A 25,921-nucleotide genomic window follows, 5' to 3' on the forward strand; every position below is an offset into this window, starting at 1 on the left:
CGCAATCCGTGCTCGGACGTCTCTTGATCATATGCGGGGCTAATAAAGGAGTCCGGTGAACATCATGACCATTGGATCGTTGGACTGTCAACCAACTGTCAGTTTCGCTTAAAGCAACGTGTCCCGGCGGAAGCGCCCCGCCCTGGCGGGGCCGCGTCCGGTTTTTCACGGCCCCGCCAGATTCGTCCCGTGGGTGTCAGTGGCCCAGGCTGCCTCCGCCGTCGATGGTGATCACCTGGCCGGTCACCGACGCGGCGCCCGCGGAGGCGAGCCAGACCGCGGCGGCCGCGATCTCGTCGAGCGTGGCGGTGCGCCCGAGCGGGACCTCGTCGAGGATCTGCTGCTTGTAGCGGTCGGTGAGCTCGCTGGTCATGTCGGTGTCCAGCAGTCCGGGCGCGATCACGTTCGAGGTGATCCCGCGGGCGGCCAGCTCGCGGGCCAGGGCCCGCGCGAGCCCGATCAGGCCCGCCTTGCTGGCGGCGTAGTTGGCCTGGCCGGGCACGCCCTTGGTCCCGGCCACCGAGGAGATGAAGATCATCCGTCCGCGCCGTGCGCGGATCATGTCCGAGACCGCGGCCCTGGCCACCCGGTAGGCCCCGGTCAGGTTGGTGTCGATCACGCGGGTGAACGACTCCTCCCGCATGCGCAGCAGCAGCGCGTCGTCGGTGATCCCGGCGTTGGAGACCAGGACCTCGACCGGGCCGTGCGCCTCCCTGATCTCCTCGAAGGCTCGGGCGACCTGGTCCGAGTCGGTGACGTCGCACTTGACGCCGAGCAGCCCGTCCGGGGCGCCGGATCCGCGGTGGGTCACCGCGACCGCGTCGCCTGCGGCGGTGAACGCGCGGGCGATCGCGAGGCCGAGGCCGCGGTTCCCGCCGGTGACGAGTACGGAACGGGTCATGAGTCCCCTCCAGCAAGGGTCGGTCCGGCGGGCGCGGCCACGGAGGCGGCGAGGTCCCCGCCACCGTCGATCGGGTGGTTCCACCAGAAGCGCCCGGTGGCGGCGAACGCGTAGGGGGTGAGTCGGTGCCGCACCCGCTCGCCCGGCTCGTAGAGCTCGTCCCAGTCGGGGTTCAGGCCGTCCCGGTAGAGCGCCGCGACGATCCCGGCCAGGGCGTCGGTCCCGCCGGACAGCAGGCGGAGGCCGTCCGTGCGCTCGCCCATGACCTCGATCAGCCGGACCGGCTCCGACCCCCGTGCCGCCCGGAGCGCCTCGTCGAACCGCGGCCCGCCGTCGGGACGCTCCGTCCAGAACGCGGCGTCCAGCACTTCGTCGTCGAGCCGCCCGCCGCGGCGGGCCGAGTAGAGCGGGGTCGCCGGCGGCCGGCAGGCGAGGTCCGCGGCTCCAGCGCCCGGGGGCTCGGCCGCGCCGTACCCGGCGACGAGCCGGCACGCGTCCTCCAGGTCGAACACGCCGGCCAGCACCGCCGCGGCGTACTCGCCGACCCCCTCGCCGACCGTCCACGCCGGCCTGATCCCCACGTCGGCCAGCGTCCGCCCGGCGGCGTAGGCGACGGCGAAGGCGACCGGCTCGGCGGCGGGCGGCTCCGCGCCGGACAGCAGGGCGTCCCGCACGGACCAGCCGAGGAGGGGCCGGAGCGCCGCGTCCACGGCGCCGAGCGCGCGCCGGTAGGCGGGGACCCCCTCGTGAAGCCGCGCCGGCATGCCGGCGCGCCATGCCGAGCCGCCCGAGATCACCCATCCCGTCTTCGGTCGCGCTCCCGCGCGCCCGGACAGGGCGGCGAGCCGGTCGTCGTCCCCGGCCGCCTCCAGCAGCGCGGCCACGGCGGCCGTGCGGTCGTCCGCCGGGAGGGCGAACCGGACCGGCCCCGACGCCTTCACCATGTTGGACGTCCAGCTCAGCTGCGCGAGCCGTCCGGCGGGTGCCGCCGCGAGGTCCTCGGCCAGCCGGCGGACCGCGCCCCGCAGGCCCTCGGTGTCGCGCGACGACACCGTCAGGACCCCGCCGCGCGCGCGGCCCGGGGGCGCCGCGCCCGGCCGCCCGGCGGCCGCCGGGGCGGTGCCGAGCACGATGTGGGCGTTGGTGCCGCCGAGGCCGAAGCCGCTGACGCCGGCGAAGACCTGGCCGTCCGGCAGCGGCATCGGCTCCTTGACGAGCCGGAGCCCGTTCGCCGCCAGCTTCAGCCGCGGGTTCTCACTGTCGGAGAAGCGGCTCAGCGGGATCACACGGTGGTGCAGGGCCAGCGTGGTCTTGATCAGCCCGGCGATGCCCGCCGCCCCCTCGGCGTGCCCGATGTTGCCCTTGACGGACCCGATCGCGCACGGCCGCTCCCGGGGGACGCCGTGCACCTTGCCGAGGGCGCGGGCCTCCAGCCGGTCGCCCAGCAGCGTCCCCGTGCCGTGCGTCTCGACGTAGGCGATGTCCTCCGGGCGGACCCCCGCGCGCTTGTAGGCCTCCACCATCACGGCCTGCTGGGCGTGCGGGTTCGGCGCGGTGACCGTCGTGCTGCGGCCGCCGTGGTTGACCGCGCCGCCCTTGATGACCGCGTAGACGGGCAGGCCGTCGGCGAGGGCGTCGTCCAGGCGGCGCAGGACGAGCGCGGCGACGCCCTCGGCGCGCCCGAAGCCGTCGGCCTTGGAGCTGAACGGCTTGCAGCGGCCGTCCGGGGAGGCCACCTTGGCCTGGGCGAAGTAGATGCTGGACGAGGGGGTGACGAACATGTTCACCGACCCGACCAGCGCCTGGTCGCAGATGCCCGCCCGCAGCGCGTGGCAGGCCTCCTCGGTCGCGACCAGGGAGGACGAGCACGCGGTGTCGACGGCCATGCTCGGGCCCCGCAGGTCGAGCTGGTAGGAGATGCGGTTGGCGGCCATCGCGTAGCCGTTCCCGGAGCCCACCTGGCCGGTGATCCTGGTGAAGTTGGTCATCAGCAGGCTCATCCACTCCGAGCCCATGATCCCGACGTAGACGCCGGTCCTGCTGCCCGCCAGTGAGCGCGGGTCGATCGTCGCGTCCTCCAGGGCGCGCCACGCGGTCTGGAGCAGCAGCCGCACCTGCGGGTCGGCGACCTCGGCCTCCTCCTCGGCGAACCCGAAGAACTCGTGGTCGAAGGCGTCGGCGTCGTCGATGAAGCCGGCGTAGCGGGTGTTGGTCTTGCCGATGCCCCCGTCCGGGTCGTAGTAGACGTCGGCGTTCCAGCGGGACTTGGGCACCTCGACGATCCCCTCGTCGCCGCGCATCAGCAGCTCCCACAGGGCGCCCGGATCGGGCGCCTTGGGGAAGCGGCAGTCGATGCCGACGATGGCGATGTCCGTCATGTTCCTGGTCCTCCTCGGCCGCCGGTCCGCAGCAAGCAGCACGCGGCGTGCCCGTCGGTGTCGATGGTGGTGATCAGTGCGAGACCACCGGCGGGGTCAAGGGAGGCTCGCTCTCGGCTTGCGTCGCGGACCGCGATCGCGGCGGCGACCTGGAGCGCGGCGGCGGCGCCGAAGGCGTCACCGACGATCTCCGAGGGCCGTACGACGCGGGTGTGCGCCGGAAGGCGCAGGCCGGCGTCCTCCTGCCCGGAGGGCACGAGGAGGCCGACGTTCTCGGGGCCGGCGCCGCCGGTGCGCAGCGCCCTGCGCACGGCGGCGTCCAGCACGGCGGGGGCGTGGCAGGGCTCGTCGAAGACGCGGCTCTCCAGCGCGAGGATCTCGGCGAGCACCGGACGGCCGTGGGACCGCGCCCGGTCCGCGGGCTCGACGAGGAACACGCCGCAGCCTTCGGCGGGCCGGGTCGCGCGCCCGGCGGCCTCGGCGATCGCCGCCCGCCGCTCGTTCAGGTCCTCGAAGGCGCCGCACACCACGGCGTCGGCCCGGCCGGAGGCGAGCAGCCGCCGCGCGTACCGCAGCGCGGCGAGGCCGGTCGCGGCGCCGGCCGTGACGGTCGCGTTCGGTCCCCGCAGGTCGAAGGCCATCGCGGCCTGCGCGCCGGCGTAGTTCATCACGCACGCCGGGACGAGCGCCGGGTTGACGTTGTCGGGCCGTGGGCGGGTCAGCGAGTCCCGGGTGAGCGTCATCGACTGGTCGATCCCGGCGGCGCCGCTGCCGAGCACGAGCGCCCGGCGGTGGGGCGGCCATCCGGCGAGGACGTCCGGGCCGAGGAGGTCGCCGATCGCGGCGAGCGCCATCGCGGAGGGGCGGTCGACCAGCCGGACGGGACGCGCGGACGGGTCGGCGGCGTCGGTGCGGAAGTCCTCGACGGCGCCGCCGGGAAGCGGAACGCCGGCGCGGATCGCCTCGCCGAACACGCCGGCGCCGGCGCCCGCGGGCGACATCAGCGCCATCGCCGAGATGACGGTGCTCACGCGGCCCCCTCCTTCGTGGCGGTCCCCCGGCCGGTGGACGGCTCGTTCTCGACGGACGTCCCGTGCCCGGTGGGCGGCCCGCCCGCGAGGGCGCCGGGGTGGCGCAGCACGACCGCGGCGTTGTTGCCGCCGACGCCGAGCGAGTTGACCACGGCCGTGCGCACCCGGGCGGGACGGGACGCGCCGGTCACGCAGTCCACGGGGCACTCGGGGTCGGGCGTGGAGAAGTTGACGGTGGGCGGGATGAAGCCGTGCTCCATGCCGAGCACCGCGGCGATGCACGCGTGCGCGCCGGCCGCGCCCTGCGTGTGGCCGATCATGGACTTGAGCGCCGTGACGGGCGGCGGCGCGTCGCCGAACACGTCCGCGAACACGGCCGACTCCATCGCATCGTTGATCTTCGTGCCGGTGCCGTGCGCGAAGACGACGTCCACCTCGCGCGGCGCCGCGCCCGCGTCGCGCAGCGCGCTCGACAGGCACTCGGCGACGCGCTCGCGCAGCGGCCTCGTGGGGTGCTCGGCGTCGCAGTTGAGCCCGAAGCCGGCGACCTCGGCCAGGACGGTCGCGCCGCGCCGGCGCGCGTGGTCGAGGGTCTCCAGGACGAGCATCCCGGCGCCCTCGCCGAACATGAACCCGTCCCGGTCGAGATCGAAGGGGCTGCACCTCTCCGAGGCCCACGCCCGCAGCCGGTAGAAGCCGGCGAAGGCCATCCGGCTCACCGAGTCGGCCCCGCCGCAGATCGCGAACTCGGCCTCGCCGCCGCGCAGGGCGTCCAGCGCGTGGCCGACCGCGTAGTTGCCGGCGGCGCACACCGTCGGAATCGTGACGGCCTCCACGTCGGTGAGGCCGAGCTCGACGGCCACCGCGACGGGCAGGCGGCCGGGGTGCACCCGCCGGGCCCGCGGCGCCGGAAGCCGCCCCAGGCCGCCGGCGACCTCGGCGGCGGCCAGCGCGTCCACGTCGAGCGACTCGCCGCAGGTCGTGCCGACGGCGATGACGCCCGGCTCGTCCCGGACCGCCGCTGGGTCGAGTCCCGCGTCCCGCATCGCCATCCGCGCGGCGGCCGCCGCCTGGGCGCCGACCTTCCCGAACCGGCCCGGCTCGATCCGCCGCAGGCGGGTCTCGGGGTCGAACCCGGGCACCTCGTAGGCACGGGCGTACCGGAAGCCCGTCGTGTCGAAGCCGCTGATCGGCGACGCGCCGCAGGCCCCCGCGCGCAGCGCCGTCAGGAAGTCCGCGCGGCCGATCCCGATGCTGGAGATGACGCCCAGCCCGGTGACGACGACCCGGGGCCGGGGATCATCGGCCGGCCCCCGCGCGTGGGGACGGTCATGGGAAACGGCGGATATTTCCAATTTGGCTCACCTCGAAGGGAGGATTTCGTGCCCCGGCGAACGTCTCAATGGCCGATCGCGCGCCCTAACGCGCTGCGCGCATGGCCATGCCCGCCCTGGTATGGCCGAGACACCTGCCCGAAGACGGAGGTGGACCGGCGAAAGAGCGGCCGAATCGGCAGTCCGCGAGCGGGTCGCCGCGTCTAGTGTGCGGGGGCGAAGTCGTCCCGGCAGGTAGAGCCTTTGATGAATGGGATTCGAGTCGCATGGTGAATTCGAGTGGGCGGGTGTTCGCGGAGCCGAGGATCAGCGCCGCCCGGCGCCCCGACGGGACGGTGCTGCTGTCCTCGCAGGTGCCGCTGGAGCCCTACGACGCCGACCTCGCGCGCCCGCTGCGCCGGTGGGCGGCGGAGCGGCCGGGCGCCGTCCTCGCCGCCGAGCGGCGTAGCGGCGGATGGGACGAGCTGACCTACGGCGCCGCCCTGGCGGACGCCGAGGCGCTCGGGGAGGCCCTGCTGGAGCGCGGCCTCGGCCCGGACCGCCCGCTCATGGTGCTGTCGGGCAACTCCCTGCGGCACCTGCGGCTCACGCTCGCCGGGTACCTCGCCGGGATCCCGGTGGTCTCGCTCAGCACCGGGTACTCGCTGAGCGGCGGCCACGAGCGGCTGCGCACGGTCACCGGCATCGCCCGTCCCGGCGCCGTCTACGCCGAGGACGGCCGGGAGTACGGCGCGGCGCTGGCGGCGCTGGCCGGGCTGGCGCCGCGCACCCTCGTCGGCCGGGAGGGCGGCGGGGAGCCCCTCGGCGAGCTGCTGCGCACCGCGCCCGGGGAGCGGCTCGCCGCGGCCCGGGCCGCGGTCGCCCCGGACTCCGTCGCCAAGATCTTCTTCACGAGCGGCTCGACCGGGCGGCCGAAGGCCGTCCCCAACACCCACCGGATGCTGTGCGCCGTCCAGCAGATGATGCGGCAGGTCTGGCCGTTCCTCGCCGAGACCCGGCTGACCCTCGTCGACTGGCTGCCGTGGAGCCACACCTTCGGCGGCAACCACAACCTGCACATGGTCCTGACGCACGGCGGCACCCTCGCCATCGACGACGGCGGGCCGACCCCCGAGCTCCTCCCGCGCAGCCTGCGCAACCTCGCCGAGTTCTCGCCGAACGTCTACTTCAACGTGCCCGCAGGCTTCGCGCTGCTGGCCGAGGCGCTGGAGTGCGACTCGGTGCTCGCCAAGACCTTCTTCGCCCGGCTGGGCCTGCTGTTCAGCGCGGGCGCCCCGCTGCCCGCCGAGCTGCGGGAGCGGATGCTCAGGCTGGCGGAGCGGTTCTCGCCCGGGAAGGTCCGCTTCACCTCCTCGTGGGGCCTGACCGAGACCGCCTCGGCCGTGACCTCCGCCCATCTGGACACCGACGTGCCGGGCGCGATCGGCGTGCCGCTGCCGGGGATCCGGCTCAAGCTGGCCCCGGTCGACGGGCGGCTGGAGATGCGGGCCGCCGGGCCCACGGTGATGGCCGGCTACCTGGACGACCCGGAACGCACCGCCGAGGCGTTCGACGAGGAGGGCTTCTACCGGACGGGCGACGCCGGCGCCCCGGCCGACGAGAACGACCCGGGCCGCGGCCTGGTGTTCCAGGGCCGCATCACCGAGGACTTCAAGCTGACCACCGGGACCTGGGTGCGGGTCGGGGCGCTGCGGGCGGCCCTGCTGGCCTCCGCCGACCAGCTCGGCGAGGTCGTGATCACCGGTTCGGGGCGGGCGCACGCGGGCGCGCTCGCCTGGACGCGGCGCGCCGGCGACCCCGCCGCGGTGCGCCGTGCCCTGGCCGAGGCGCTGGCCAGGTTCAACGCGGGGCAGCGGTCCTCGCGGCGGATCGAGCGGCTGCTGCTGCTCGCCGAGCCGCCGGACCGCGACGCCGGGGAGCTGACCGACAAGGGCTCGGTGAGCCAGTTGGAGGTGCTCCGCAACCGCTCCGCCCAGGTCGATCTGCTCTACCGGGACCCGCCGCCGCCCGAGGTGGTCCTGCCCGCCGACCACGCCGACTGAGCCGGGCATCCCCCCCACAAAGGCCAGGCATGCCCATAAAGGCAGCGCGTGAGCGCGGCGGCATAGGGATTATCCGATACCGGGTGCGCTGCACAGAATTCCGGTACCGGACGCCTGAATGAGAATGGAGTTTGCGCAATGGCGGATAAGCTCTCCGCGGCGTTTTCCTCATCGCATGATTCACCGGTGCTGCCGATCGACGGCCACCGGCTGACCCTGACGGAGACCGTGACGGTCGCGAGGGCGGCGCGCCGCCCTCGCGTCGGCCTGGCCGCCGATGCCGTGGCGCGGATGGACGCCACCACGCGGGCCAAGGCCGACCTCATCGCGGCGGGCCTGCCGATCTACGGGGTGACCGCGGGCTTCGGCGACAGCAACACCCGCCAGATCCACGGGGACAAGAGCGCCGCGCTGCAGGAGAACCTGCTGCGCTTCCTGAACTGCGGGACCGGGGCGACGGCCGAGCCGGACGTCCTGCGCGCGACGCTGCTGGTGCGTGCCAACTGCCTCGCCCGGGGCTACTCCGCGATACGGCCGCGCGTCGTGGAGCTGCTGCTGGACTGCCTCAACCAGGACATCCTGCCGCTCATCCCGGAGCGCGGGTCGGTCGGCGCCAGCGGCGACCTCGTCCCGCTCAGCTACGTGGCCCGGATGCTGACCGGTGAGGGGGACGTCCTGCACGCCGGCGAGCGGCGCACGGCCGCCGCCGCCCTCGCGGACGCCGGGCTGACCCCGGTGGAGTTGGAGGCCAAGGAGGGCCTGGCGCTGGTCAACGGCACGTCGTTCATGTCGGGGTTCGCCGTCCTCGCCGCCCATGACGCCGGCGAGCTGGCGTACACGGCGGAGCTGTGCACGTCGATGGCGAGCCAGGTGCTGCTCGGCAACCCGGCGCACTTCGACGACTTCCTGTTCCAGCAGAAGCCGCACGAGGGCGTCCTCACGAGCGCCCGCACGATCCGGGGGCTGCTGGCCGGCGGGGACGCCGGCGCCGGCCCCGGCGCGGACGAGACGTGGGCGGGGGACGGCTACCGCCAGCTCGAACGGCCCATCCAGGACCGCTACTCGATCCGCTGCGCGCCGCACGTGGTGGGAGCGCTGCGCGACACCCTCATCTGGACCGAGCAGATGCTGGAGATCGAGGTCAACTCCTCCAACGACAACCCCCTTTTCCATCCCGACGGGACGGTCCTCAACGGCGGCAACTTCTACGGCGGGCACGTCGGCCAGACGATGGACTCGCTGAAGATCGCGGTGGCCAGCGTCGCCGACCTGCTCGACCGCCAGCTGGAGCTGGTCGTCGACGAGAAGTTCAACAACGGCCTGACGCCCAACCTCATCCCCCGCTACGAGGCCGGGAGCTGGGACGCGGGCCTGCACCACGGCTTCAAGGGCATGCAGATCAGCGCGTCGTCGCTGGTGGCCGAGGCGCAGCGGTGGACGATGCCCGCGACGTCCTTCTCCCGCTCCACCGAGGCCCACAACCAGGACAAGGTGAGCATGGGCACGATCGCCGCGCGGGACGCGCGGTCGGTCGTGGAGCTGGCGCAGGAGGTCGCCGCGATCCACCTGATCGCCCTGTGCCAGGCCGCCGACCTGCGGGGGCTGGAGCACCTGAGCTCCGCGACCGCCGCCGCCCACACCCTGGTCCGCAAGATCTCGCCGTTCCTGGACGGCGACCGCCCCCTCCAGGACGACATCCGGCGGGTCCGGGAGGCCGTCCGCTCCGGCGAGCTGCGCCGGGCCGTCACCGAGAGCACGAACGGCGTGCCCGCCCTCGGCTGAACGGGCCGCCGACCCGGGGGGTGCGCACGGGGGACCGTGCGCACCGGAACGGCCCCCGCCCCTCCGGTACCACCGGGGAGGGGCGGGGGCCGTTCGGTCGCGCGGTGCTACCGGCCGGGCAGGCTCATCCCGGGTCCACCCAGAACCGGCGGCGCTGCCAGGGCCGGGCGGGCAGCGGGACGCGCCGCCCGGCCGCCCGCACCCGTGACCAGTCGGGCGTGCGGCCCGCGGCGTAGACGGCGCCGAGCGCCGCCAGCAGGGTCTCCGTCTCGGGCTGCCGGCGCACCAGGGACGCCACGGTCCCGGCCGCCGCGCCCGTGGCCTCGATGGCGTCGCCCACCGCCGAGACCAGCAGCGGGTGCGGGCTGATCTCGACGAACAGCGCCGGCTCGCTGCCCGACAGCACGGACCGGACCGCGGGCGCGAACCGCACGGGGCGCCGCACGTTCTCCATCCAGTACCCGCCGTCCAGCTCCGGCCCCGCGACCGGGCGGTCCCAGACCGTCGAGTGCAGCGGGATCGCGGGCGCCTGCGCCCGCACCCCGGCGAGCGCCTCGCGCAGGCCGTCGCGGATCGGCTCGACCTGCGGCCCGTGCGAGGCGTACCCGACCGCCACGCGGCGGCAGAACACGCCGCGCTCCCGCAGCGGCGCGACGATCCGCGCGATGGCCTCCGGGGCGCCCGACAGGACGGTGAAGCGGTCGCTGTTGAGCACCCCGGCGCACACGAGGTCCGCGTGCTCTCCGATCGCCTCCTCGGCCTCCTTCTCCCCGAGTCCGACCGCCCACATCGCGCCCGCCGCGCCGAGTTCCTGAAGCAGGACGCCGCGGCGGCACACGACCGCTGCGGCGTCCCGGACGGAGAGGGCGCCGGCGGCCGTGGCGGCGGCGATCTCGCCCATGCTGTGCCCGATGATGAGGTCCGGCTCGACACCCCAGTCCAGCCAGACCGCGGCGAGCGCCACCTGGAACGCCCAGAGCGTCGGCTGGATCTCCGCCACCGCCGACAGCGGCTCGTCGCTCTCCAGCCGCCGCCGCGGCGACCAGCCCAGCTCCGCCTCCACGGCGGCGGCGCACTCCTCCAGCGCGCCGGCGAACACCGGGCTCGACTCCAGCAGCCCCCGGCCCATGCCCACCCACTGGGCGCCCTGGCCGGGGAAGACGAACACCAGCCGCGGTGCTCCGTCCAGGTCGGCGGTGATCGTGGTGGTCCTGTCCATCGGCGTCACCCTTCTCGCGTCGCCCTTCTCGGACCCGTCCCCGGCCGGGACGGGAAGGGCCGGACCGCTCGCGCGGCCCGGCCCGGTCGTCACCGTGCCGTCACCGGCCGGTCTCGCCGGCGATCCAGCGGACGAGGCGCTCGCGGGCGACCTGGTCGGACTCCTGGGCGACCGCGCGCGGCGGCGCCTTGAACAGCCACGCCGACACCCACTCGTCGACCGCGGTGTCGCCGCGGTCCATGGCCAGCCTGGCGATCCGGGCGGCGTCGATGACGACCCCCGCCGAGTTCGGCGAGTCCGGGACGGTGAGCTGGATCTCCATGTCGATCGGCGCGCCGCCGAAGCCGCGGCCCTCGCAGCGGATGAACGCCTTCTTGGTGTCGCCGAGGAACTTCACGTAGTCCGACGGCCCGATGTGGACGTCGTCCTCGCCGAGCTCGCCGGCGTAGGCGTCGGTGACCGCCGAGGTCTTGGACTCGCGCTTGGAGGCGAGGCGGTCGCGCTCCAGCATGTTGAAGAAGTCCATGTTGCCGCCGACGTTCAGCTGGTACGTCCGGTCCAGGGTGATGCCCCGGTCCGAGAACGCCCGCACCAGCACCCGGTGCAGGTAGGTGGCGCCGAGCTGCGACTTGATGTCGTCGCCGATGAGCGGCAGGCCCGCCTCGCGGAACCGGTCGCGCCAGTGGTCGCGGCGCGCGATGAACACCGGCACGTTGTTGACGAACCCGACGCCCGCCTCCAGCGCGACGCCGGCCCACCACTCGGTCGCCTCCTGCGAGCCGACGGGCAGGTAGTTGAGCAGGACGTCGACCCTGGCGGCCCGGACCTGCTCGACGATCGCGGCGCGGTCGTCGGCCGAGTCGTCGGCGACGGTGATCCGCTCCCGGTACTTGACGCCCGCGCCGTCCAGCGTCGGGGCGCGCAGGACGCGCACGTCCGCGCCGACCGGCAGCAGGTCGCCGCCGATGCCGACGGGGAGGTTCTGCCCCGCCGCGCGGGCGGTCCACAGATCTTTGCCGACCTTCTCGACGTCGACGTCCCAGGCGGCGACGGGTTCCAGGGCGCCGGCGCCGTACGGGCCGACCTCGGGGAACATCAGGCCGGCGGTGACGCCGGGCGAGGAGCGGTAGTAGGCCGTGCCCTCCAGCAGGGCGCGGGCGCAGTTCCCGACACCGATGATGCCGACCCGAACGAGAGGAGTATCCATTTCAGCTTCCTATGATCGTTTCCAGGATGCGGCAGACCTGCTCTACCTCATCGTCGTTCCACGTCATCGGCGGCGCGGCCTCGGTGCCGAGGCACAGGGTGCCCGCCGCCGCGGCCTCCGCCACCGGGGGCCCCGCCCGCCCGGACCCGCCGAAGGCGGGGTGGCGGTTCAGGGGGACCAGGCCCCAGCGGTGCGTCGGGATCCCCGCCTTCGCGAGGTCCCGCTCCATCCGGGCCGCCTCCTCCGGGGCCCAGCCGGGCGCCCCGAAGCGGATCTTGTGCCAGGCGGGTTCCGCCGCCTCCCCGGCCGACTGCCGCCACAGGCCGAGCCGGTCCATGGCCTCGTGCAGGCGGCCGGTGACGGCGCGGGCCCGCGCCGTCCACCGGTCCAGGCCGTCCAGCCGGTGCGCCACCATGGCCATGCTCAGCTCGGACGGGCGCCAGTTGTGCCCGCCGGCCCTGACCACGGCCGCGTTCGAGCGCGACTCCCCGGCCGGGACGCCGTAGTCCCTCAGCTCCCTGAGCCGCTCCGCGATCCCGGCGTCGCCGGTGGTGACGGCGCCGCCGTCCGGCGCGGCGATCAGCTTGGCCGAGGAGAACGACCAGGCGTGCGTCCCGGCCGCGCCGACGTGCCGGCCGTCCAGGACCGTCCCGATCGACTGGCACGCGTCGGTCAGCACGGGACGCCCGGCCGCGCGGACGCGGTCCAGCCCGTGCGGGACCCCGTGCAGGTCGACCGCGAGAACGATGCCGGCCTCCGGCAGGCGGCCGGTGACGTTGAGCGTTCCGGGATCGACGTCGGTGAACGCCATCTCCGCGCCGATGTGCGCGGCCCCGGTGACGGTCCCGGCGAACGTCAGCGCCGGGACCGCCACGCGGGTGCCGCGCACGCAGCCCATCGCGTGGAGCGCGGCGTGCAGCGCCGAGGTGCAGCTGTTGAACGCCACCGCGCAGGGGGCGCCGGTCAGCCGCTCCATGCGGCGCTCGACCTCGGCGGTCCACGGCCCGTCCGTCCAGATCCGGGAGCGCGCCACCTCTGCGAGGAGCTTGAGCTCCTCCTCGGCGGGTTCCGGAGGCCAGCGCCGTTGTCCGAGGTCCATCAGCCGGCGCCTCCGCCGGAGGGGAGGACGGTCACCGGGACGCCTCGGTCTCGGCGGCGGTCCTGATGAGGAAGTCCGCCAGCTTGTCGATCGTGGGGTGGTCCCAGGCCAGGGTGGGCTCCACGACGAGGCCCATCTGGTCCTCGATGTCGTCGCAGAGCGTCAGCGCGGCCATCGAGTCCAGTCCCTGCGCCTCGAAGGTGGCCTCGGCGTCGATCTCGGCCGCGTCCTTCTCCAGGTACTCGGCGATCCGCTGGATGAGCCACGTGCGCAGCTCGTCGGTGGACGTTGTCAGGGTCGAACCCGTCATGGGGTCTCCTCGCCTCGCTTGCTCGTCTCGTCTGAGAGCCGATTAACGGCGATTGTCGCCACCATTTCCAGGGCGGCGTCACCCCTGACCATCCGCGCTTGTGTACTGCCTGGACGGGCATACCTGGGAAACGATATTTCGTCGAATCCTGCCCGGCGCGGAGAATCCCGCCTCCTCGCTCGAAACGGTATGCCCGAATGGGCGGCCGGATTGTCCCGCGTCCGAATAGTGTGCGCGAATGGACTTTCAAGGAATTCACGGGGACGACGTCGAGGCTCTGGTCGGGGCGGCCGCGCGGGCGGCGCGGCGGGCCGGCCGGGCGCTGCTGGACGGTCCGGGGACGATGACGTCCGCGCGCGCCAAGACGGGCACGCACGCGCACGACGTGGTCACCGAGGCGGACGCGGCGGCGGAGGCGATGATCAGGGCGGAGCTGACCGGGGCCTGCCCCGGCTCGGTCGTCGTGGGAGAAGAGGGCGGGGCCGGCGAGGCGGGGGACGGTCCCGGACGGGACGTGCGCTGGTACGTCGACCCGATCGACGGCACGCACAACTTCTCGCGGGGCCTGCCGCTGTTCTGCGTGTCGATCGGCGTCACGCTGCGCGGGGAGCCGGTCGGCGGGTGCGTCCACGAGCCCGCGCGGGACGAGACGTACACCGCCGCCGGAGGCCGGCTGCTGCGCGGGGGCCGTCCCGTGCCGGTGGAGCCGGCGCGGGCGGTGCCGATGGTGCTGACCGACCTGCCCCGGGCCGGGACCGTCCCCGACCCGGCCGAGCTGGCCCTGTTCACCGAGCTGCTCGCCGCCGCCGACGTGCGGCGCATCGGCTCGGCGGCGCTCGCCCTCGCCTACGTCGCCACCGGCCGGGCGGACATGGCCGTCACGCCCGACGCGTTCGCCTGGGACTGCGCGGCGGGCCGGGTGCTCGTCACCGCCTCCGGCGGCACGTTCGCCGCGGTGCCCGCCGAGCCCTCCGTCCACCGCCCCGGCGCGTTCGCCGCGTGGCGGCCGGGCCTGGACGAATGGGGTGCCGCGGTGGTCGCCGCGCTGGAACGGTTCCCGTTCCTCCAAGGGTGGCTGGAAGACGACAACTCTCTGGCCTGAACGTTCGTCGTCGCTTTTGATGGCTGAGGCCCCGCACGAACGGGCGCACGATCCGCCATGAGAAAAGAGCGTGGAGACATGACCGAGAACATCGCGACCGACTGCCTGAACGTCGTGATCTACGTGGACAACGTGGTGGTCGGGCGCGGCCTGGAGGCCGTGCTGGACCTGTTGCCGAGCGTCGGCTCCGTCAGACACTGCACGACCCGGCGTTCGGTGGAGGCCGCCGTCGCCGGGGGAGACGTCGACGCGCTCGTGGTGACGAGCGCGGAGGGCGCGGCGGCGTCCGAGCTCACCGCCGCGCTGCCGCGGACGAAGGTGCTGATGCTGCTGGACGAGCTGGAGGCGTCCGGTTCGTCGTTCGGCGGCGCGGCCGCCGCCGACGGGTTCCTGATCCAGCAGGACCTGACCGCCCCGGACCTCGGGGAGGCGCTGAGCAGGATGATGCTCGGCGAGATGCCCATGCCCGCCCGGGTGGGCCGGGAGCTGCTGGCCCGCGCGGGCTCGCCGGTGCCGTCCGGGTCGGTGCGTCCCGCGGTGCTGACCCCGCGCGAGAACGAGACGCTCGCGCTGCTGGCCGAGGGGCTGAGCAACAAGCAGATCGCGCGCCGCCTCTCGATCTCCGACCACGGCGCCAAGCGGCTCGTCACCAGCGTCATGCTCAAGCTCGGCGCGCCGAACCGGACCGCCGCGGTGGTGATCGCGATCCGGCAGGGGATGATCTCCGCGGCGTAGCGGCGGGCCTGGCCATCCGGACATGCACATCCATCCGGCTGGTCGCGCGTCCATCGGTGCCTTACGCGTCCCGATCTCCCGGGCCGAGCATGGCGTGAGCCGGGCCGGGAGACCGCCCGGCCCGATGGAGGAGAAGACGCGTGATCCGTATCGACCTGGGCTCGTCCGCCGCCGCCGCCGGCGGGCTGAGCCTGTTGATCGTCCTCGGTGGGGCGCAACCGGCCGGGACGCGGCCGGGCGGACCCTCCGCGCCGGCCGCGCCGGTGAGCGCCCCGGCGGGCGACGGCTCGGCGGCGCCCCGCTTCGATGTCCGAAGGCTCCGGCCGGGCACCGCGCCCGGCCTGCTGTTCACCACTCCCCAGCTCTCCGGCCCGCCCACGGACGGGGGCGGCGCGCAGGCCCCGGCGCAGAGCCCGATGCAGGCCCAGGCGCAGGCCCTGGCGCAGGCGTCGCCCAAGGCCCCGGCCGCGGTCAACGGCCCGCACGGTCCGGAGATCCTCGACGAGCACGGGCGGCCGGTGTGGTTCCACCCGGTCCCGGACGGCCAGTTCGCCACCGACCTTCGGGTGCAGCGCTACCGGGGCCGCGACGTCCTGACCTGGTGGCAGGGCACGGTGACCACGCGCGGGGGCGGGATAGGCACCGGCTACGTCGCCGACGAGAACTACCGCGTCATCGCCACGGTGCGGGGCACGACGGCCCCGGCCGACCTGCACGAGTTCCGCATCACCCCGCGGGGCACCGCGCTGGTCACCGGCTACCGGACCGTGCCGGCGGACCTGTCGTCCCTGGGCGGGGCCAAGGATGGCAAAGTGGAGGACAGCGTCGTCGAGGAGATCGACATCGCCACCGGCAGGACGCTGATGAGCTGGAGCGCCCTCGCGCACGTGCCCCCCGCCGACAGCGACGCTCCCCCCTTCATGTACGGCGAGCAGCCCTTCGACTACTTCCACGTCAACTCCGTGAGCGAGGACACCGACGGCAACCTGCTGATCTCGGGCCGCCACCTGTCGACGGTGTTCAAGGTGGACCGCCGCACCGGCCGGATCCTCTGGCGGCTCGGCGGCCGCCGCACCAGCTTCCCGCTCGGCGCCGGGGTGCGGTTCAACTGGCAGCACGACGCGACGCCGGCGGGCCGCGACACCGTCAAGATCTTCGACAACGGCGCCAACCAGCTCCTGGAGGGCTACGAGTCGCGGGTCGCCTGGATCCGCGTGGACCCGGCCCGCAGGACGACCCGGCTCGTCCGGCAGATCACCCACCCCGCGCACGTCTCGTCGACGCACGAGGGCAGTGCGCAGGACCTCCCCAACGGCAACACCTCCGTGAGCTGGGGCGCGGCGGGACGGATCTCGGAGTTCTCGCGGAGCGGCGCCCTGCTCTTCGACGCGACGCTGCCCCAGGGCTGGACCTCGTACCGGCTCTACCGCCAGGCGTGGACGGGCCGCCCCGCCGAACCGCCCACCGTGAGCGTGCGGGACGGCTCCGTCCACGCGGTCTGGAACGGGGCGACCGGCGTCGCCCGCTGGCGGATCCTCGCCGGAGACGCCCGGGACGACCTGAAGCCCTACGCCCGGGCCGGATGGAACGGGCTCGACACCGCGGTCCGCCCGCCCTCCCGGGCCGGTGCGGCGCCGCGCTACCTGAAGGCCGAGGCGCTCGACGCCTCGGGCCGGGTGCTCGGGACCTCGGCCGTCACGCCGAACACGGAGGCGTCATGATCAGGGTCGGCGTCTCGATCATGTACCACCCGCGCCGGGCCGAGCGCATCCCGCCGCTCGTGCGGGCCTGCGCCCCGCTGAACGCCACGCCGGTCTGCGACCCCGACCCGGACGGCGCCCCGAGCCCGCTGCGCACCGCCAAGCGCGCCTGGGCGCGGATCCAGGACGGCGTCACGCACCACATGGTGCTCCAGGACGACATCGCCCTCGCCCCGGGGTTCGCCGAGCAGGTGGTCGAGACGGTCGCCCGGCACCCGGAGGACGGCGTCTCCTTCTACTCCCACTGGAACAGCCCGCAGAACTCCTACCTGGTCCGGCGCGCGGCGGTCGCGGGCGCCTCCTACGCCCCGCTGTCCCTCACCGAGTGGACGCCGTGCCAGGGCTTCGTCCTCCCCGTGGACCGCGCCCGGGAGCTGGCCGCCTACCTGGCGGAGATCCCCGACGACGTCCAGGACGACGACGAGATGGTCGTCGTCTTCTGCCGCAAGCAGGGGATCCCCGTCGTCGCGACGGTGCCGCACCTGGTGGACCACGGCGTGGACGAGACGATCGTCGGCCACCGGGGCGAGCTGCGCGCGACCGTCTTCGCCCCCGGCGAGCGGCCGCCCGCCGCCCACTGGACGGGACGGACCGCCGCCGACCCCGGGCCGTACACGGTCGAGCTGCTGGAGTCGCGGTGCGGCCTGCGCATGGTGGACCGCGACCCGGTCGAGCACAAGTTCGCCTGGCACTGGTACGACGCGTGCTCCCTGGTCGGTGTGGACCCCCGGGCGGTGCTGGACGCGGCCGGGCCCCACATCGAGGGGCTGCCCGACGAGCTCGTGCCGGTGGCCGCCGAGGTGTGGGCCGCGGGGCACCTGCTCGGCGCCGACGCCGCGGGCCACCCGCCGGTCCCGCCCGGAGGCGGGCCGTTCACCCGCCACGCGATCGGGTCGTGGGTCGACTCGGGGCTGGCCGGGCCGGACCGGGCGCTGCTCGGCGGCACCGGCCGTGACGTCCTCGTCGCGATCGGCGTCGCCGCCGTGCGGCACGGCCTCGCGAACCGGGGAGGCCGCGATGGCCGATGAGCTGAGGGAGCGGGCGGCCGCGATGGCCCGCCGCGAGGCCGCCGCCCAGCTGCGGCCCGCGCCGTTCGTCCCCACCGACGGGACCGGGACGCTCGTCGCGGTCCGGCTGGTGGCGTGCCGGTCGTGCGGTGCCCGCCCGCGGGAGCGGCACTGGACGCCGCCGTTCGCGCCGGCCGGGACGGAGGCGCCGGCGCGCGGTCCGGTGCTGGCGATGCTCGCCTGCGAGGCGGTGACCGCGCGCGCCGTGCTGCCCATCGTGCGGACGGCGGAGCGGTTCCCCGAGCTGCGCGAGGCGCGGTTCCGGACCCGCGCCGTCCTGTGGGACGCGCTCTCGCCCGCGACGCCTCCGGCGGAGGCGCTGGCCCTGGTGGACGCCTCGGAGCGGTGGATCGACGCCCCCGGGGAGACACCGGACGGGGAGGCGGCGGCGCCCGGCGGGGAGGCCGCGCGGACGCTGCCCGCCTCCACCCGTCCCCACCGGGGGCCGCGCGGCTGGCGCTGGCACCGGGCCGACCTGGTCCCGCACTTCCTGAGCCCGCACCGGAACCTGCCCACCCGGATCGGCGAGCACTACGCCGCCGAGTTCCGCAGGGCGCTCCGCACTGGACACGAAGGATCGTAGATGACCGAGATCACCGTTCACCGGGTCCCGTTCCGCGGCGCGCGCGGGGGGACCGGCCCGTTCACCTGGGGCCAGCTCGACATGTGGGCGGAGGCGCGGCTCAGCATGGCCGGCCTCCCCTCGTTCGCCAACGTGCTCGGCGGCGGCCCGCTGCCGCCCGGCCTCAAGACCGACCAGGTGCTGGAGGCGTTCGGCCGGCTGGTCGAGCGGCACGAGTCGCTGCGGACCCGCTTCCGGCCGGGGCCGGGCGGCGACGCGGCCCGGCCGGAGCAGGAGGTGCTGCGCGCGGGCGAGCTGGCGGCGGAGGTCGCCGCCGTCGACCCGGACCAGAGCATCTTCGCGATCGTGGGCGGCTGGTGGCCCCAGATGCAGGACACGCCCTACGACCTGGTGGACGGCCTGCCGTTCCGGGTCCGGATCGGGACGGTCGGCGACGAGCCGGTGATGGTCATGTTCGGGATGTCGCACATGGCCTCGGACTTCCTCGGCACCCGCGTGGTGTACGGGGAGCTCCTCGACCTGCTGGAGGGCCGCGAGCCCGAGGGCGGGGCGGCGCAGCCCCTCGACCTGGCGGAGGAGGAGCGGTCGGCGGCCGGGCGGCGGGTCCTGGAACGGGCCCTCGACCATTGGCGGGCCGCCCTGGACGCGGCCCCGCCCGCCATGTTCCCCACCCCTTCCAGGACGCCGGAGGAGGCGCGCTACTGGCGCGGCGACCTGTGCTCGCAGACCGCCGCGCGGGCCCTGCGCCGCGCCGCGGACCGCTGCGGGGCCGGGACCTCGAACGTGCTGCTCGCGCTGACGGCGGCGCTCGTCGGCGCGCACACCGGGCTGGACCGCTGCGCGATGCGGATGCCGTCGGGCAACCGGGGCCGTCCCGAGCTGCGGCGCATGGTATCCACCCTCAGCCAGGAGACGCCGCTCGTCGTCGACCTGCGCGCCGGCACCCTGCAGGAGGTCGTGGCGGCGGCCCGCACCGCCTCCCTGCACGCGCAGCGCAACGCCCGCTACGACCCCGAGCCGGTCGCCGCGATCAGGGACGCGTCGGCCACCGTCCTCGACGTGTGCTTCAACGACATGTGGACGCCGGTCTGCGCCGGGCGGCCCGCCGCGGTGCCGGCCGCGCCGCCGGCCGAGTCCACCTTCGAGTGGAACGAGAAGGTCGACCGCGCGACCGTGGCGCTCTTCCTGGAGGCGTTCGAGGTGCTGGAGGACCCGGAGGCGGTCCGCCTCAGCCTCTTCGCCGACACCGCCCACCTCTCGCCCGCGCGGATCCGCTCCTTCCTGGACGCCGTCGAGCGCCTGCTGGTCGTCTTCGCCGAGCGCGACCTCCGCCTCGACGAGATCGACCCCGTCTCCTGACCCGTCACCCACCGAACGCACCGCATCAGGAAGGGCGTCCGCGATGCCGCCAGCCAGGATCACCCACGTCACCTTCGCCGCGCCGCCCCAGCTCAAGATGGACGAGCTGGCCACGTTCCTGCGGGACGACGAGGGCGGCGACGCGGTCGGCGACATCGTCCGCAACTCCGCCATCGAGACCAAGGGCATGGCGGTCAACCCGCTCGTGGAGGACCCGCGCGCCTGGAGCACCGCCCGCCGGATGCGGCGCGGCCTCACCGAGGCGCGCGCCCTCGGGCGGGAGGCGGTCGGCCGCGCCCTGGAGCGCGCGGGGCTGCGCCCGGACGAGGTCGGCCTGCTGATCACGACGACGACCACCACGCACTCCGCCCCCGGCCTGGAGGCACTGGTCCACGAGCTCGGCATGGGGCCGGACACCGAGTTCCTCTCGCTCGGCCCCATGGGCTGCTACGCGGCGGCCCCCACGCTGGCCGCGTGCCGGAACTGGGTCGAGGTGCACGGCAGGCCCGCGGTGGCGCTGTGCGTGGACCTGTTCTCCCCGCATCTCCAGCCGCCGCCCTACGACAAGGAGCAGGCGGTCGTGCTCACCCTGTTCGGCGACGGCGCCGCAGCCGTGGTGATGCGTCCGGGCGGGGAGGGGATCGCGGGCCTGGACGTGCTCGACTCCGGACTGGTGTCGGTGCCGCGGCACGCCGGGGACCTCCAGGTCCACGTCGGCGACTCCGGCATGGACGTCCGGCTCGCGCCGACCATGCCCGACGTCACCGCCGCCGCCGTGGCCGCCCCCACCGACGCGCTCCTGGCCCGCAACGGCCTCACCCGGGCGGACATCGCCTGGTGGGCGGTGCACCCGGGCGGCCGGCGCATCATCGACCGCGTCTCCGAGGAGCTCGGGCTCCCGGAGGAGTCGGTCGCGGAGTCGCGCGCGGTGATGCGCGAGTACGGCAACACCGCGGCCCCGGCGGTCCTCGCCGTCCTCGGCCGCCTCATGGACGCCCGCCCGCCGCGACCCGGGGAGCACGGCCTCGTGATGGCGTTCGGCCCCGGCGCCACCGTCTGGAGCGTCCTGCTGCGCGGCGCCTGACCGACCGCCCCGGGCACGGCGGATCCGAGGCCCGGAAAGTACGGCAACGACCATCGAAGGAGCCCCTCATGCTCGAAGTCATCGGCGCCGGGTTCGGCCGCACCGGCACCTTCTCCCTGAAGGCCGCACTGGAGAGGCTCGGCTTCGGCCCGTGCCACCACATGCTCGGGATGCTGGAGCGCGCGGAGGAGATCCCGCTGTGGCGGCGCGCGGCCCAGGGCGGGCCCACCGACTGGGACGAGGTCTACCGCGGGTACCGGTCCAGCGTCGACTGGCCGGGCACCCGCTTCTGGCGGGAGTTGACCGAGTTCTACCCGAAGGCGAAGGTCATCCTCACCGTCCGCGATCCGCGGCGCTGGTACGACAGCGCGGCGTCGACCATCCACCGCGCCGCCATGGACCCCACGCCGCCCGCCACCCCCGTCCTCGGCCAGATGCGGGCGATGTCGCGGGAGGTCGTGTGGGACGGCCAGTTCGGCGGGCGGTTCACCGACCCCGACCACGCGCGGCGCGTGTTCGCCGAGCACAACGAGGCGGTGCGCCGCGAGGTGGACCCGGACCGGCTGCTGGTCTTCGAGGTCGCCCAGGGCTGGGAGCCGCTGTGCGACTTCCTCGGCGTCGCGGTGCCCGACGAGCCGTTCCCCCGCTCCAACGACCGCGACGACTTCGAGTCGCTGCTGCGCGAGCACGTCACCGGCGGCGACCCCGACGCCGTCCCGGCGTCCTGAGCGATGCCCGGAGCGCTTGGGGGAGGGGCCGGGTGGTTCCGCCGGTTCCACCCGGCGGACGAGGGGGCGCCGCGGCTGCTGTGCTTCCCCTACGCGGGAGCCTCCGCGAGCGCCTACCACGGCCTCTCCGAGACGCTGAGCCCGGCGGCCGAGGTCACCGTCGTCCAGTACCCCGGACGGCAGGACCGCCGCCGGGAGCCGGTGCCGGTCGACCTCGCGGAGCTGGCCGACCGGCTCGCGGCCGAGGTCGCCGGGCTGCCGCCGGCGGCGTTCTTCGGCCACAGCATGGGCGCGATCGTGGCCTTCGAGGTGGCGCGGCGGCTCGCCGCGCCGCCCCCGGCGCTGTTCGTCTCGGGGCGCCGCTCCCCGGCGCGCAGCCGCCAGGAGCGCACGCACCCCATGGGCGACCGCGAGCTGCTGGACGACATGACCCGCCTCGGCGGGACGGACGCGCGGCTGCTGGACAGCCCGGCGTTCGTCCGGATGATCATGCCGGTGGTGCGCGGCGACTACCAGGCGATCGACACCTACCGCTACCGCCCGGGGCCGCCGCTCGCCTGCCCGATCGTGGTGCTGGCGGGCGACGCCGACCCGATGACCCCGGTCGAGGACGCGCTGGCCTGGCGGGAGCACGGCTCCGGTGACGGCGCCGAGTTCGTCTTCCCCGGCGGGCACTTCTTCCTCGACGACCACCGGGAGCGGATCGCGGAGATCGTGCTCGACCGGCTGGCGGCCGGCCGCGCGGCGGGCTAGCGGGCGGGACGGGCCGCGGGGCGGCCGGCGCCGGCCGGTCGCCCCGTCCGGCATGCCGCCGTGCCCGGCCCCGGGCTGCCCAATGGGGCAGGACAAGAGGAGGAACCGTTGGAGGCTCCTCAACGGCGGCCGTCGCGTGCAGCCTCGGTGTCTTGTGGACGCCATCGAGAACGCCGCCGCCCGAGCAGTGCCCTATGACAGGGCCGTGCCCCATGACAGGCATGTACCCCATGACATCGACCCCCGCCGTGACGACGGACACGCCCCGCCGTACCGCGACCCCCGGGCACCGGTCGCGGCCCGGGTCGAGGACCTGCTGGCCAGAATGAGCCTGGACGACAAGATCGGCCAGATGACCCAGGCGGAGCGCCTGGAGGCCGGGGCGCCGGACGTCACCGCGTACCGGCTCGGGTCGGTGCTGTCGGGCGGGGGATCGGTGCCCACCCCGAACGACCCCGTGACCTGGGCGGACATGTACGACGACTTCCAGCGCGCCGCCCTGGCCACCCCGCTCGGCATCCCGATCCTGTACGGCGTCGACGCCGTCCACGGGCACGGCAACGTGGTCGGCGCGACGCTCTTCCCGCACAACATCGGGCTCGGCGCGACCCGCGACCCCGCGCTGGTCCGCGACATCGGCGCCGCGGTGGCCGAGGAGGTCTCGGGCACCGGCATCACCTGGAACTTCGCGCCGTGCCTCGGGGTCGTCCGCAACCCGCGCTGGGGACGCACCTACGAGTCGTTCGGCGAGCTGCCCGAGCTGCCCATCGCCATGACGTCGTTCATCACCGGGCTCCAGGGCCCGCGCGTCGGCCCCCGGCCCTCGGTCATGGCGACCGCCAAGCACTTCGTCGGCGACGGCGGCACCAAGGACGGCGACGACCAGGGCGACACGCGCCTCGCCGAGGAGGAGCTGCGGGCGCTGCACCTGCCGCCGTTCCTCGCCGCCCTGGAGCGCGGCGTGGGATCGGTCATGATCTCCCACAGCTCGTGGAACGGGCTGCGCCTGCACGGCCACCGGTACCTGGTCACCGAGGTGCTCAAGGAGGAGCTCGGCTTCTCCGGCATCGTCGTGTCCGACTGGAACGGCCTCGACATGATCTACGAGGCCGACGCGTTCGGCCCGGCCGAGGTCCGGGCGGCGGTCAACGCCGGGATCGACATGGTCATGGTCCCCGAGGAGTGGCGGAGGTTCATCGAGACCCTGCGCGCCGAGGTGCTGGCCGGGCGGGTGCCGATGGCGCGGATCGACGACGCCAACCGGCGCATCCTGACCAAGAAGTTCGAGCAGGGCCTGTTCGAGCACCCGCTGACCGACCGCGCCTACACGGGGCGGATCGGCGGCCCCGAGCATCGCGCCCTCGCCCGCCGGGCCGTGGCCGCCTCGCTGGTGGTCCTCAGGAACGAGGGGGGCCTGCTCCCGCTCGATCCCGGCGGAGAGATCCTCGTCGCCGGGCGCAGCGCCCACGACATCGGGATGCAGTGCGGCGGCTGGACCGTCAGCTGGCAGGGCGAGCCGGGGCCCGTCACCGCGGGGACCACCATCCTGGACGGCATCCGCGCCGCCGCGGGCCCCGGCGCCACCGTCCGCCACCACCCGGACGGCCACGGCGTGGGCCCCTCCTGCAAGGTCGCCATCGCGGTCGTCGGGGAGGAGCCGTACGCCGAGGACGAGGGCGACCGCCCGGCCGGGATGGGCCTGGACCCCGTGGACCTGGACACCATCGCGCGGCTGCGCGCCGCCGGGGTCCCCGTCGTGGTGCTGCTGGTGAGCGGGCGTCCGCTGGACGTCGCGGCGGAGCTGCCCGGCTGGGACGCGCTGGTCGCCTGCTGGCTCCCCGGCACCGAGGGGCAGGGCGTCGCCGACGTGCTGTTCGGCGCCGCCGGCGCGACCGGGAAGCTGCCCGTCACCTGGATGCGCAGCGCCGACCAGCTGCCGATCAACCACGGCGACGGCCAGGATCCGCTCTTCCCGTACGGGTTCGGCCTCACCTATCCGGCCCGCCCATGACCGCGCCGACGGCGCAGGCGGCGCAGTCGCCGCAGACGGTGAGGGCGGCGCACCGGCGCCGGATCGCCCGCCTGGCGGCGCCCATGGCGGCCGCGCAGCTGCTCGCCATCATGGTGCCGATCGTGATCGTCGCCATCCTCGGCTGGATGGGCGACGAGGCCATCCGCGTCCGGTCGCTGTACTTCCCGCTGGCGTTCCTGTTCTTCGGGGTGCAGGTCGCGTTCGACGTCACCAACCAGACGATCACGGCGCTGCGGACGGGGCGCGGCGAGCGGGACGTGGGGGCCACGACGATGAGCGTGGCCGTGGTCTGGCTCGGCACGGGGCTCGCGCTCGGGATCGGGCTGAGCCTGGCGGCGCCGGCCCTGGCGGACGTCCTCGGCGCGGACGCGCAGGGCAAGGACCTGTTCGTGCGGTTCCTGCGGTGGATGTCGCTCGCCAACCTCACGCTGGCGTGGCCGGTGCTGTGCGCGTCGGCGCTGCGCGGCACGGGCCGCGCCGGCCCGGCGGCACTGATCATGCTGGTGGGCAGCGCGGTGGAGGTCGCCGGGCTCGCGGTGCTGGGCTTCGGCTGCGGGCTGGACATCGCGGCGCTGCCGCTGGCGACGGCCCTCAACGGCCTCACCGCCGGCGCCTTCGGCATGGTCGTGCTCGCCCGGACGGGACTGCTGAGGGAGTGGGGCTGGCGGCCGGAGGTCCTCGGGTACCTGCTGCGGACCGGCGTGCCGGTCAGCCTCACCAACATCGTGATGTTCGGCATGAACTTCGCGTTCGTGCTGATGCTCAAGCCGTTCGGCCCGGACGTGATCGCGGGGTTCGCGACCGCGACGACGGTCCAGAACCTCGTCATCATGCCGGCCGTCGTGCTCGGCTCCGCCGCGGCCATCCTGATGAACCAGAGCCTCGGCGCGTCCGGCCGGGAGCAGGTCGCCGCGGTGCTCGGCGCCGCGCTGCGGACGACGCTGGCCGTGTACGCCGTGATCGTCCCCGTGCTGTGGCTGCTGCGCGGCGTCATCGGCCACCTGACCGCCGAGAACGAGCGGATCGCCGGCGAGACCGCGCGCTACATCGCGATCGTGGGGCCGAGCTTCGTGGTGCTCGGGCTGGTGCTCACCGCGCTCATGGCGCTGGAGCAGACCGGCGGCGCCCGCCTGGCGCTCGCCGCATCGGCGGTGTACGTCGCCGGTTCGGTCGGCATCGGCGCGCTGGCGGGCCGGGGCGCCGGCGGCCCGGTCCCGCTGTACGTGACGATCGGCGCCATGAACACCGCCGGCGTGCTCGCGGTGCTCGCCGCGGTGGCGTTCGTGCGCGCCCAGGACCGGCGCAGGCGGACGTCGCGCGAGGAGCCCGCCTGGGGCGCCGCGCCCCCGTCCCCCGTCCGCCCGGACTGATCGTCCGCCCGGACGCGCCGCGCCGTCCCGTCCCCTCGAAGGTGC

21 protein-coding genes are annotated in these 25,921 nt (G+C 74.8%); 13 read left to right on the plus strand and 8 right to left on the minus strand.

Annotated features, from left to right (window positions below; genetic code table 11):
* Positions 1–196: 196 nt before the first annotated feature.
* The 4 genes from fabG to AB0H37_RS21755 are packed head-to-tail and all read right to left on the minus strand — an operon-like array spanning position 197 to position 5,665.
* Entirely contained in the window at positions 197–901 is a 705-nt protein-coding gene (fabG, locus tag AB0H37_RS21740) for a 3-oxoacyl-ACP reductase FabG (RefSeq protein ID WP_360614682.1), read from the minus strand.
* Positions 898–3,279, minus strand: coding sequence for a beta-ketoacyl synthase N-terminal-like domain-containing protein (locus AB0H37_RS21745; protein WP_360614684.1), 2,382 nt, complete (start codon positions 3,277–3,279; stop codon positions 898–900). Before AB0H37_RS21745 ends, fabG begins: the two co-directional genes overlap by 4 nt.
* On the minus strand, positions 3,276–4,310 hold the full coding sequence (locus tag AB0H37_RS21750; RefSeq protein WP_360614686.1) for a beta-ketoacyl synthase N-terminal-like domain-containing protein: 1,035 nt from the start codon (positions 4,308–4,310) through the stop codon (positions 3,276–3,278). The genes AB0H37_RS21745 and AB0H37_RS21750 overlap by 4 nt, the downstream gene beginning before the upstream one ends.
* Positions 4,307–5,665, minus strand: a complete 1,359-nt coding sequence (locus AB0H37_RS21755; protein WP_329088414.1) for a beta-ketoacyl-[acyl-carrier-protein] synthase family protein — start codon at positions 5,663–5,665, stop codon at positions 4,307–4,309. The genes AB0H37_RS21750 and AB0H37_RS21755 overlap by 4 nt, the downstream gene beginning before the upstream one ends.
* A gap of 245 nt (positions 5,666–5,910) precedes the next feature.
* Here AB0H37_RS21755 and AB0H37_RS21760 point away from each other — a divergent pair, with 245 nt between their 5' ends.
* Together AB0H37_RS21760 and AB0H37_RS21765 are read left to right on the plus strand one after the other, a co-directional pair.
* The gene (locus tag AB0H37_RS21760) at positions 5,911–7,686 is read left to right on the plus strand and encodes an AMP-binding protein (protein ID WP_179836108.1); all 1,776 of its coding nucleotides are present in this window, start codon (positions 5,911–5,913) and stop codon (positions 7,684–7,686) included.
* Positions 7,687–7,872: 186 nt separating this feature from the next.
* A complete protein-coding gene (locus AB0H37_RS21765) occupies positions 7,873–9,468 on the plus strand; it encodes an aromatic amino acid ammonia-lyase (RefSeq protein ID WP_360614689.1) in 1,596 nt (531 codons plus the stop codon).
* Between the two features lie 124 nt (positions 9,469–9,592).
* On the opposite strand, the gene AB0H37_RS21770 is transcribed toward AB0H37_RS21765, so the two are convergent.
* The 4 genes from AB0H37_RS21770 to AB0H37_RS21785 form a co-directional block, all read right to left on the minus strand.
* Positions 9,593–10,687 carry an acyltransferase domain-containing protein gene (locus tag AB0H37_RS21770; RefSeq protein ID WP_360614691.1) on the minus strand — a complete coding sequence of 365 codons (1,095 nt, stop codon included), beginning with the start codon at positions 10,685–10,687 and terminating at the stop codon, positions 9,593–9,595.
* Positions 10,688–10,787: 100 nt separating this feature from the next.
* On the minus strand, positions 10,788–11,894 hold the full coding sequence (locus tag AB0H37_RS21775) for an inositol-3-phosphate synthase (RefSeq protein ID WP_179836105.1): 1,107 nt from the start codon (positions 11,892–11,894) through the stop codon (positions 10,788–10,790).
* Position 11,895: 1 nt separating this feature from the next.
* Entirely contained in the window at positions 11,896–12,993 is a 1,098-nt protein-coding gene (locus AB0H37_RS21780) for a DegT/DnrJ/EryC1/StrS family aminotransferase (protein WP_360614693.1), read from the minus strand.
* A gap of 31 nt (positions 12,994–13,024) precedes the next feature.
* On the minus strand, positions 13,025–13,303 hold the full coding sequence (locus tag AB0H37_RS21785) for an acyl carrier protein (RefSeq protein WP_179836103.1): 279 nt from the start codon (positions 13,301–13,303) through the stop codon (positions 13,025–13,027).
* A 238-nt stretch (positions 13,304–13,541) separates the two neighbouring features.
* On the opposite strand from AB0H37_RS21785, the gene AB0H37_RS21790 reads away from it, so the two are divergent.
* The 11 genes from AB0H37_RS21790 to AB0H37_RS21840 all read left to right on the plus strand — a co-directional run bounded on the left by AB0H37_RS21790 (position 13,542) and on the right by AB0H37_RS21840 (position 25,876).
* Entirely contained in the window at positions 13,542–14,405 is an 864-nt protein-coding gene (locus AB0H37_RS21790) for an inositol monophosphatase (protein ID WP_360614695.1), read from the plus strand.
* 78 nt (positions 14,406–14,483) lie between these two features.
* Complete coding sequence (locus AB0H37_RS21795; protein WP_179836101.1) at positions 14,484–15,140, plus strand: response regulator transcription factor; 657 nt, start codon at positions 14,484–14,486, stop codon at positions 15,138–15,140.
* A 140-nt stretch (positions 15,141–15,280) separates the two neighbouring features.
* Positions 15,281–16,861 (plus strand): arylsulfotransferase family protein, encoded by a 1,581-nt coding sequence (locus tag AB0H37_RS21800; protein ID WP_360614698.1) that lies wholly within the window; start codon positions 15,281–15,283, stop codon positions 16,859–16,861.
* Positions 16,858–17,928, plus strand: a complete 1,071-nt coding sequence (locus AB0H37_RS21805) for a hypothetical protein (RefSeq protein ID WP_360614700.1) — start codon at positions 16,858–16,860, stop codon at positions 17,926–17,928. The genes AB0H37_RS21800 and AB0H37_RS21805 overlap by 4 nt, the downstream gene beginning before the upstream one ends.
* Positions 17,918–18,550 (plus strand): hypothetical protein, encoded by a 633-nt coding sequence (locus tag AB0H37_RS21810; RefSeq protein WP_360614702.1) that lies wholly within the window; start codon positions 17,918–17,920, stop codon positions 18,548–18,550. The genes AB0H37_RS21805 and AB0H37_RS21810 overlap by 11 nt, the downstream gene beginning before the upstream one ends.
* Positions 18,551–19,909 (plus strand): condensation domain-containing protein, encoded by a 1,359-nt coding sequence (locus AB0H37_RS21815; protein WP_360614704.1) that lies wholly within the window; start codon positions 18,551–18,553, stop codon positions 19,907–19,909.
* A 43-nt stretch (positions 19,910–19,952) separates the two neighbouring features.
* Positions 19,953–20,993, plus strand: a complete 1,041-nt coding sequence (locus AB0H37_RS21820) for a 3-oxoacyl-[acyl-carrier-protein] synthase III C-terminal domain-containing protein (protein ID WP_329088436.1) — start codon at positions 19,953–19,955, stop codon at positions 20,991–20,993.
* Between the two features lie 68 nt (positions 20,994–21,061).
* Complete coding sequence (locus AB0H37_RS21825; RefSeq protein ID WP_179836095.1) at positions 21,062–21,721, plus strand: sulfotransferase family protein; 660 nt, start codon at positions 21,062–21,064, stop codon at positions 21,719–21,721.
* Between the two features lie 3 nt (positions 21,722–21,724).
* Complete coding sequence (locus tag AB0H37_RS21830) at positions 21,725–22,474, plus strand: alpha/beta fold hydrolase (protein ID WP_329088439.1); 750 nt, start codon at positions 21,725–21,727, stop codon at positions 22,472–22,474.
* A 205-nt stretch (positions 22,475–22,679) separates the two neighbouring features.
* A complete protein-coding gene (locus AB0H37_RS21835) occupies positions 22,680–24,485 on the plus strand; it encodes a glycoside hydrolase family 3 N-terminal domain-containing protein (protein WP_360614707.1) in 1,806 nt (601 codons plus the stop codon).
* Positions 24,482–25,876 (plus strand): MATE family efflux transporter, encoded by a 1,395-nt coding sequence (locus AB0H37_RS21840; RefSeq protein ID WP_360614709.1) that lies wholly within the window; start codon positions 24,482–24,484, stop codon positions 25,874–25,876. The genes AB0H37_RS21835 and AB0H37_RS21840 overlap by 4 nt, the downstream gene beginning before the upstream one ends.
* Positions 25,877–25,921 lie beyond the last annotated feature (45 nt).

Source organism: Actinomadura sp. NPDC023710 (genome assembly GCF_040639875.1).
Taxonomy (GTDB): Bacteria; Actinomycetota; Actinomycetes; order Streptosporangiales; family Streptosporangiaceae; genus Spirillospora; species Spirillospora citrea.

Bases quoted from the DNA above. Each gene is read 5' to 3' on its own strand.
- fabG (WP_360614682.1), bottom strand. From the start codon at position 901: ATGACCCGTTCCGTACTCGTCACCGGCGGGAACCGCGGCCTCGGCCTC.
- AB0H37_RS21745 (WP_360614684.1), bottom strand. From the start codon at position 3,279: ATGACGGACATCGCCATCGTCGGCATCGACTGCCGCTTCCCCAAGGCG.
- AB0H37_RS21760 (WP_179836108.1), top strand. From the start codon at position 5,911: ATGGTGAATTCGAGTGGGCGGGTGTTCGCGGAGCCGAGGATCAGCGCC.
- AB0H37_RS21770 (WP_360614691.1), bottom strand. From the start codon at position 10,687: ATGGACAGGACCACCACGATCACCGCCGACCTGGACGGAGCACCGCGG.
- AB0H37_RS21775 (WP_179836105.1), bottom strand. From the start codon at position 11,894: ATGGATACTCCTCTCGTTCGGGTCGGCATCATCGGTGTCGGGAACTGC.
- AB0H37_RS21780 (WP_360614693.1), bottom strand. From the start codon at position 12,993: ATGGACCTCGGACAACGGCGCTGGCCTCCGGAACCCGCCGAGGAGGAG.
- AB0H37_RS21785 (WP_179836103.1), bottom strand. From the start codon at position 13,303: ATGACGGGTTCGACCCTGACAACGTCCACCGACGAGCTGCGCACGTGG.
- AB0H37_RS21790 (WP_360614695.1), top strand. From the start codon at position 13,542: ATGGACTTTCAAGGAATTCACGGGGACGACGTCGAGGCTCTGGTCGGG.
- AB0H37_RS21795 (WP_179836101.1), top strand. From the start codon at position 14,484: ATGACCGAGAACATCGCGACCGACTGCCTGAACGTCGTGATCTACGTG.
- AB0H37_RS21805 (WP_360614700.1), top strand. From the start codon at position 16,858: ATGATCAGGGTCGGCGTCTCGATCATGTACCACCCGCGCCGGGCCGAG.
- AB0H37_RS21810 (WP_360614702.1), top strand. From the start codon at position 17,918: ATGGCCGATGAGCTGAGGGAGCGGGCGGCCGCGATGGCCCGCCGCGAG.
- AB0H37_RS21815 (WP_360614704.1), top strand. From the start codon at position 18,551: ATGACCGAGATCACCGTTCACCGGGTCCCGTTCCGCGGCGCGCGCGGG.
- AB0H37_RS21820 (WP_329088436.1), top strand. From the start codon at position 19,953: ATGCCGCCAGCCAGGATCACCCACGTCACCTTCGCCGCGCCGCCCCAG.
- AB0H37_RS21825 (WP_179836095.1), top strand. From the start codon at position 21,062: ATGCTCGAAGTCATCGGCGCCGGGTTCGGCCGCACCGGCACCTTCTCC.
- AB0H37_RS21830 (WP_329088439.1), top strand. From the start codon at position 21,725: ATGCCCGGAGCGCTTGGGGGAGGGGCCGGGTGGTTCCGCCGGTTCCAC.
- AB0H37_RS21840 (WP_360614709.1), top strand. From the start codon at position 24,482: ATGACCGCGCCGACGGCGCAGGCGGCGCAGTCGCCGCAGACGGTGAGG.